9 protein-coding genes and 1 tRNA gene are annotated in these 7,890 nt (G+C 47.6%); 3 read left to right on the plus strand and 7 right to left on the minus strand.

Translation table 11 applies throughout. The features are described from left to right. From V6C93_RS25365 to V6C93_RS25390, 6 genes are all read right to left on the minus strand, one after another. Positions 1 to 336 (minus strand): SRPBCC domain-containing protein (locus V6C93_RS25365; protein ID WP_333479448.1); only part of this gene is annotated, 336 nt, incomplete at its 3' end. Further along, complete coding sequence (locus tag V6C93_RS25370; RefSeq protein ID WP_333479449.1) at positions 321 to 656, minus strand: metalloregulator ArsR/SmtB family transcription factor; 336 nt, start codon at positions 654 to 656, stop codon at positions 321 to 323. The genes V6C93_RS25370 and V6C93_RS25365, both read right to left, overlap by 16 nt. 322 nt (positions 657 to 978) lie before the next feature. Continuing rightward, entirely contained in the window at positions 979 to 1,932 is a 954-nt protein-coding gene (gene ispE / locus V6C93_RS25375; protein ID WP_333479450.1) for a 4-(cytidine 5'-diphospho)-2-C-methyl-D-erythritol kinase, read from the minus strand. Positions 1,933 to 1,963: 31 nt separating this feature from the next. Further along, complete coding sequence (gene rsmA / locus V6C93_RS25380) at positions 1,964 to 2,860, minus strand: 16S rRNA (adenine(1518)-N(6)/adenine(1519)-N(6))-dimethyltransferase RsmA (RefSeq protein WP_333479451.1); 897 nt, start codon at positions 2,858 to 2,860, stop codon at positions 1,964 to 1,966. Positions 2,861 to 3,471: 611 nt separating this feature from the next. Continuing rightward, positions 3,472 to 3,840, minus strand: coding sequence for a hypothetical protein (locus tag V6C93_RS25385; protein ID WP_333479452.1), 369 nt, complete (start codon positions 3,838 to 3,840; stop codon positions 3,472 to 3,474). A gap of 330 nt (positions 3,841 to 4,170) precedes the next feature. After that, positions 4,171 to 4,716, minus strand: coding sequence for a DUF3172 domain-containing protein (locus tag V6C93_RS25390; protein WP_333479453.1), 546 nt, complete (start codon positions 4,714 to 4,716; stop codon positions 4,171 to 4,173). A 292-nt stretch (positions 4,717 to 5,008) separates the two neighbouring features. Here V6C93_RS25390 and V6C93_RS25395 point away from each other — a divergent pair, with 292 nt between their 5' ends. Together V6C93_RS25395 and radC are read left to right on the plus strand one after the other, a co-directional pair. Next, a complete protein-coding gene (locus V6C93_RS25395; RefSeq protein WP_333479454.1) occupies positions 5,009 to 5,977 on the plus strand; it encodes a phosphoribulokinase in 969 nt (322 codons plus the stop codon). A gap of 153 nt (positions 5,978 to 6,130) precedes the next feature. Continuing rightward, positions 6,131 to 6,862, plus strand: a complete 732-nt coding sequence (radC, locus tag V6C93_RS25400) for a RadC family protein (RefSeq protein ID WP_333479455.1) — start codon at positions 6,131 to 6,133, stop codon at positions 6,860 to 6,862. A 557-nt stretch (positions 6,863 to 7,419) separates the two neighbouring features. On the opposite strand, the gene V6C93_RS25405 is transcribed toward radC, so the two are convergent. Then, entirely contained in the window at positions 7,420 to 7,563 is a 144-nt protein-coding gene (locus V6C93_RS25405; RefSeq protein WP_333479456.1) for a hypothetical protein, read from the minus strand. A gap of 29 nt (positions 7,564 to 7,592) precedes the next feature. On the opposite strand from V6C93_RS25405, the gene V6C93_RS25410 reads away from it, so the two are divergent. Beyond that, positions 7,593 to 7,664: transfer RNA gene (locus V6C93_RS25410), tRNA-Val, on the plus strand. The last annotated feature ends 226 nt before the right edge of the window (positions 7,665 to 7,890 follow it).

A 7,890-nucleotide genomic window follows, 5' to 3' on the forward strand; every position in this document is an offset into this window, starting at 1 on the left:
GATCGCATTGCTCTCAAAACCCTTATGTTCAAGCTGAAGCTGTGTACCCCCCTCCATCGGTACCAGTCTCCACGTCACAATTGTTGGCTTCCCCATCAACCCACCCCGCCAAGTATAGGAGAGACTCCTGGGTTCATCGAGTTCGATAATCTCACAGTGGATGGCTTCATTCACTCCTTGGTGCGGCTGAGGCTGGAACCGGAATTTATGTCCGACTCGTGGCTCAAAGTCATTCTCCATCAACCATTGTGCCAACACACATCGGTTTGTAATCGCCTGCCAAACCCTTTCGGGAGAGTAGGGGTAAAAGACATCTAGCTTTAAGTCTCGGAGCATGGATTTTCCTCCAAATACTTGCCAAGGGCATCGAGTTTCTCTTGCCAGAACTGCTCATAAGGATTCACCCAGTCAGATACTTCCTTGAGAGGTTCTGGATTCAGCCGATAGAGGCGCTGCCGTCCTAGTTTGCGCTGGGTGACTAAACCGGCATCGCAAAGAATATGCAAGTGCTGGGAAATGGCTGGCATTGACATCTCAAAGGGTTCAGCAAGCTGCTTCACCGATTGTTCGCCGTCGCGTAGCCGATCCAGGAGAGCGCGTCGGGTTGGATCTGCGATCGCCTGAAAAATATCAGCACTAGCGGCAGGTCTACTCATAGAGAGAAACTCAATACTTAAGCAAATGCTTAACTGTCATTAGGATACATAAGCATTTGCTTAAATGTCAATCGATTGTGCGGTTTCAACACCGAAGCGCTGATAGTGGTAGGGCATTTTTACCTCTGGAGGGGCGAAGCATTCGGACGAAAAACCTAGGGTTTGAGCGATAAATTGTCTTCCGAATGCTTCGCCCCTACTCGTAATTTTGGTTCCTGGATTGATCGCCTAGCAATGGAACCTTGAAACTCCTCCTAATCAGCTGTCGCCACATGGTTAGGCAGACAGCCGTTAACCTGCAACCTTTTATAACCTTCAACCTTCAACTAACCGACGAGACAACCTGAATGCCCCGATTTGAGAACCGTGTCACCCAGAAATCCACATTGGGATTGGCAATCATTCCCCTGACTTTTTGCTGAACCTGCTGCGCGTGAGCCTCTGATTCGCACAGAGCAAATACAGTTGGCCCCGAGCCAGACATCATGGTTCCTAAAGCACCGCTACTTTGAAACGCTTCCCTCAGTTGTGCCACTTGGGGAGTAGTGGGCAGTACCACTTTTTCCAAATCATTGTGCAGCAACCGACCAATTTGTGAGCCATCTTTGTGGCGAATTGCGTTAACCATCGGCCCCGAATGAACTCGATGTGCACGAGATTCCAAACTCTGTGTATCGCGCACATAAGTATGACCAAACTCAGAGCGATAAGCCTTATAAGCCCACGGGGTTGAAATCATCAGGTTACGGTCTTTCGCTAAGACAACATAAAGAGAATCCAGAGCGGATAGAGCATTAAGTTGCTCACCACGACCGGTCGCCAGCGCTGTACCACCCGCCAAACAAAACGGAACATCTGAGCCAAGCTGTGCGGCTAAGTCTTGTAATTCCGGCTGGGTGAGTCCCAACTGCCACATCATATCGACTGCCACTAAAACAGCAGCAGCATTAGCCGAACCTCCCGCCAGTCCAGCCGCTACAGGAATATGCTTTTTGATGGTAATTTCCACGCCACCGAACTTGGCAAAAACATCAGGAAATTCCTTCGCCATCAATTCTACGGCTCGGTAGGCGAGGTTGCTTGAGTCACTCGGCACTTGGGGATGGTCGCAATGGATGAGGATGGTATCGGTACCGATCGCACGGACTTCAATTTCGTCGGCTAACTCGATGCTCTGAAGAATCATCGCCAACTCGTGATATCCATCGGGGCGATCGCCTAGAATTTCCAAATACAGATTGATTTTGGCTGGGGCAATTAGGGAGTAGGAGCGCATTACTCGATTTGGGATGCAAGGATTTTGGATTTTAGCTTGGGTCTGACATTCCCGGTCTAAAATCAATTAACAAGTTACTCAAAGCCACCCAATGTTGCACGCTCAGGTCTTCTGCGCGAGATTGGGGGTTAACATCTAATTGTTCCAGCAACTGGGTAAGGCGATCGCATTCCACCACCGATTTCAAATTATTTCGCAACATTTTCCGCTTGCTAGAAAAGCCCAGTTTCAGCAATGTCTCTAACCATTTGGGGTCAGTGGCTGGGGGTTCCAACCGGCGCGGACGCAACCGCACTACCGCAGAATCCACTTTGGGGGGAGGGGAGAAGGCTTTTGCGGGCACCTCACAGATGAATTCACACTCGGCTAAATACTGCACCCGCACGGATAAAGCACCGAATGCTCTCGAACTGGGCTTCGCATACAATCGTTCCGCAACCTCTTTTTGCACCAAGAGGACGATTAAATCAAAGGGATCAGCCGCTGGATGAGAAATGGTACCCAGTAGCTTCTCTAAAATGGGGCCAGTAATGTTGTAGGGAATATTGGCAACAACTTTCTTGGGGTTCGAGAAGGCGGGAAACGAGGCTAGCTGCGCGTCTAAGTCGAGGGTGAGGAAGTCGCCTTGCAGCAGCAAGAAATTCTCGAACGACCTCAACTTTTGTACTAATAGCTTGCACAAGTCGCGGTCAATCTCCACGGCTACCACAGATTGAGCTTCCGGCAATAAGCGACGGGTGAGAATGCCAGTGCCGGGGCCAATTTCTAGGATGCGATCTGCTGTAAGCAGCAGCGCTTCCCTATCGCCTTTGGCGCTGCCCTTTGGGCGATCGCTCTTTTGCAATTGAGCGGCTGCAACAATTTGGTTGAGCGCCTCTTCACTGCGTAACCAATGTTGAGCAAATTGTTTACGGGCTTTTGGAGTCATTTGCTAATTGTACGAGGAGCCGAGAGCGTTTGCACTTTGACTGGGATAACACAGCGCTCAGCGGTGCGTGTAGCCTGTTCGCGCATGAACTCTGGTTCATGGCAGCAGTAAACCTCCGGAGAAGGGAAGCACCTCGATTCATCGATAGTGGGAGCCTCACACTCAGGGACGTTTTTTGTTCACTGGTCACTGAAAGGGTGAAAGACTTTCTGGCGATAACGTTAAAAATTGAATCAAAGCCCATCACTTTCAGCAAACAAGAGGTATCTATAAAGTGAAAGGCTCTGCTGGAGGTAATAGTAATGGTGGGAGTATTGTTGATTCTAGTTTGTTGTCTCATCGTAGGATTGACGATTCTATTTGAAGCTGTGTTTTACCAAGAAGAACAGCAATCTTATGTTGAAGAATAGTAGTCATCCCTGAAAATCGTCGCTGCTTCTGCTTTTTTGCTATAAAAAACCCCACTGGGGTCAAGCCTGTGGGGTTGCTCTCTGATGAAATCTCTCATCATCATAAGTTTCTCAAAAGCATCAGGCTTCCCCTAATCGGCTCACCCAACCGGGTGATAGGGCGATACGCGGTATGGATTAAATTTTAGGAATTGGGTGGGTTTACGGTTTAGATTGATTGACCTGTATATTTTGCTCCAGTCCTGTACCGCCATCACCTGGCATTCTCATAACTAGCCTCAACGAGTAATAAGCTCCTACCAACAAAAAAAGCACGATGATTGCTCCCCAATAAATCCAGCCGATTAAGCTGGGTTTTGGATTTAATGATATTTGGTTAAGGGTCTGTCTGTTTGAAGAGTTCCACTTAACTGTATGGTGATGTTTTTGATGAGACATTTCTGTTGCTATGTGCCTCATTTCTTCATGGCTTAGTCCCATTAAAGCTGAATCCTCCCATGTTCTGAAAAATACTGATTGTTTCTCCGTGGAAAGTTTTCCAGCGAAAATGTCCCTTACCTTTAGCTTCACTTTATTACGCGCAATTTCGGATGACTTGTTCCATGCTTATCCTTATTCCAGATCGCATTCCAACTTTTGGGTCATCCGCTAAAAGGGCAGGGAGTATCCTATTTTTGCAAATATATTTTTTTCTCAGTACTATCCCCCTTCCCTTTTCTTCCTTATCTCTGTTGTCCTTTCTCAAAAGAATTGGTGCAACTTTCGGATACACCTAACGGGTATTTCCTTTTAGGCGCTCGTCCCCACTTATTGAATTTGCTCAACCGTTGTCGAACACTACAGATTGAACTATCTCGACCTAAAATACGATAGCTCTGTTGCGATCAGGTTCTTGGCAAGTTAGAAATTATTCGTTTCTGATTTTGGTCCTACACTCCCTGGCTGGTTCAGGAACAGGTTACCCGCCGCCTCGTTTTGATAAATGCACTCGATTTCAGGTTTGCTATTCAGGTCGCCGGTGAAGCCAAAAGTATTCATCCGTCGTTTGCAGTCACGCACTTGATCTGAAGTTACCAAGTTCTTCTGCTCCAGGATTGACCAGTTATTCTGACGTAGTACACACCCAGGCCGCATGGTTGGCTGGGTCACAAAGACATTAAAGGGATTGAGTGTTACAAACACACGCATATCCGTAACGATCGAGCTGGCACCATATTGAACACAGAGTTCAGCGTTTGGTACACTGCGGTCAATTACTTCACGGGATGCCACATTTTCAGGGTTAAACGTCGCTGTGGAGCTAAAAGCAATGCCAACCCCAACTCCCAGGATAAAAATAGCCGCAAAAGCAAAAAGGACTAGGGGCGTGAATATGGAACTCGCAGGCTTAGAACTGGAGAAGGTATCCCTATCTCTAGGGGGAGTGAACTTGGATTTACGTTTCATCGTTGCTTAGTCAACGTTAAGAGCATGGGGAGGAGTAGTTGCAACTGCTCTCCTTCTCTCAGTATGCCCATATATGCTGCCACTTGACAGATTGTCGGTTACAGTCTCAATCGTAATTTTACGCCTAGACCTAAATTGAGGGGCTGCCTCGGTGTGAACGAATTCGGTGGCTTTATAGAGGTTATTTGGCGATTAAGGAAAGATTGCTTTAATACGAAAATTTTTCATAAGTATGGGATCATTTTACAATCGAGAGTTCACCACACCAACCAGTCAAGCAGTAAGCATAACCATGACTAGTCGCCCTATTATCCTTGGAATTGTCGGTGATAGCGCCGCCGGAAAAACAACGCTGACGAGGGGAATTGCTCAAGTACTAGGCGTAGATGATGTCACGGTTATTTGTACCGACGATTACCACCGTTATGATCGCAAGCAACGAGCTGAAATGGGAATTTCAGCACTGCACCCCGACTGCAACTACCTCGATATTATGGAGCAACACCTGAGTCTGCTCCGCCAGGGACAGCCCATCCTCAAGCCAATTTACAACCACAACACTGGCGTGTTTGATCCGCCGGAATACATCAATCCGAGCAAGTTTGTGATTGTTGAGGGATTGCTTGGCTACTCTACCCGTGGTTCGCGGGATTGCTTCGATGTCAAAGTCTATTTGGCACCACCGGAATCTCTGCGAACCCATTGGAAAATCAAGCGCGATACCCGTAAGCGGGGGTATACCGAAGAACAGGTTCTCGAACAGCTCAGAAAGCGCGAATCAGACTCAGAAGAATTTATCCGTCCCCAGCGCAAGTGGTCAGACATTGTCGTCAGTTTTTACCCACCGGACGATGATACATCAGAACAGAGCGATTTACTGCTGAATGTGCATTTGGTACTCAGACCGACCATCCCGCACCCTGATTTTACTGGAATTCTCAATCCCAGCAAATCCCTTCTCAGCTCCGCCATTCGCTTAGAACTCGATCGCGATATGGGTAAGCCGGTCGATGTTCTCGAAGTTGATGGTCATGCGACTGACGAACAGGTAAGGCAACTAGAGCGGTTGCTGTGTAATGAAATTCCCTACCTAGGGAAATTCTGTAGTCTGGAAGGCAATCAAGATGTTGGAAAGGTCACGGGGACAACTGGAGAAACGCTCCAGAGTTACCCTCTGGCTCTAACGCAGCTGCTCATTACCTATCACATGCTCAAAGCGGCTGATATTTATCAATCCAACGAGGCAACTCTAAGGGTCTAATGCCTTGGCTCGAAGTACCGTCTTGGTGATAAGAGCCGCTGATTACAGCCTCCAATGTTAAGCACTCTCGTTTTTTTTGTTCCGATGTAAGCTTCGAGACTCAAAAAGGGATTACTAAAAATAATACCCTTGAGTCTTCTTAAGCCTGCATCTATGACGTATAGCCTCAGAATTGCCGATATTCCTACAAGTGAGCGCCCTCGTGAGCGATTAATGGCTCAAGGAGCCAAAAACCTGACAACAGCGGAACTCATAGCGATTTTGTTAGGTACAGGTCAAGGCAAAGGGAAGCTTTCTGCGATCGGTTTGGGACAACATATCTTGCAGCAGTTAGGCGAAAGTCAGCGCGATCCGATGGAGGTGTTGCGGGACATCCACCCTCAGCAGTTGATGAATTTTCATGGCGTGGGGCCGGCCAAAGCGACAACAATTCTAGCTGCTGTTGAGTTGGGGAAACGGGCATTTCAGTCTCGACCCTCAGAACGTACAGTGATTGATAGCCCCACAGCAGCAGCGGCTGCCCTCAGTCATGATTTGATGTGGCAAACTCAAGAGCGATTTGCGGTGTTGCTGTTGGATGCGAAGAATCAGTTGCTGGGGACTAAGGTGATTACGATTGGTACGGCAACTGAGACGTTGGCAAATCCCCGCGATATTTTCCGAGAGGTGCTGCGACAGGGAGCCACGCGGATGATTATTGCTCACAATCATCCTACTGGAAGTGTGGAACCCAGTTCGGACGATATTACTTTGACCACACAGCTTTTGCAGGCAGGGCAATTACTCTGCATTCCCATATTGGATCATGTGATTTTGGGGGATGGGAATCATCTGAGTTTGCGTATCACCACTTCGCTATGGAAAGAATATCCGCAGGGAGATTAACAACGTTTATTCGCTGTCATACTTGCTGATTGGAGTTCAGTTAGAGCTGCTTTCTCAGGATATACCGGATGGAAATTCGGTAGAATCCGCCCTTTTCAAAAGGGCGGATTGTAAAATTGCTCGATAGCTGGTGGTTTCACAAATCAGAGGTGTTGTTGGCTGGGTTTAGGCAGTTTATCAGCTACAGATCAAGCATCCGCCTATCAAGAGGAAGGGCAGACCAAGAAATAGCCCAAGCCCCGGAATTAGAAGGGTAGGAATGCTACCGACTAATATAAATACCAATCCTGCAAGAACGCGCAGCGGCTTAGTCAAACACCAAATCAGTTTTAGCATGGTATCACCAGTAGAAAAAAATACTGAGATGCTTGGACATCACTAGCATCTTAGATTTTCCTTGAGGTGTGGCTCATCTTTCCATTTAGGTAAATCCACCAGTTAAAGTCAAGCAAACGCCAGCGATCGCCCATGACAAAAGTCACACTTAAATTCATGACTTTCTCCTCATGTGGCTCATGGGTGTGAATTCTTATGATGAAGACATCAAATTCCAAAGTTCACATAGACCACAGTTCCTCACACACCAAACGCCATCGGGTGCCAGCCAAAGCACCCGTTTTTGCTGTCAGAAGTCTGCGATCGCTGCTGTAGCCAGAAAATACTCCCAGGAGAATGCGCTGCACGATCTCAATGACAAACACCGTTCCACCGTGCTACATTAGTTACTCGCGGGCGATTAGCACAGGGGTAGCGCACTTCCTTCACACGGAAGGGGTCACTGGTTCAAATCCAGTATCGCCCATTCAATAAAGATAAGTATATTGGCTACCAACTGTGATTTAAAGTTTGACTTTGCCGCAGCGGCAAAGTCAGGCTTGAAAAATACTCCGGCAAAGTCAGGCTTGAAAACCTAAACTGAAATTTAACTCAAGCGATCTAGCAAATGCTAGCTGTCACATTCCGTCTTTAAACGGAAGTTCCCCCGCGTCGCGGGGAACTTCCGTCTGAAACCATTACCAGACAAGACT

The organism is Allocoleopsis sp. (assembly GCF_036703385.1).
Lineage (GTDB): Bacteria > Cyanobacteriota > Cyanobacteriia > Cyanobacteriales > Coleofasciculaceae > Allocoleopsis.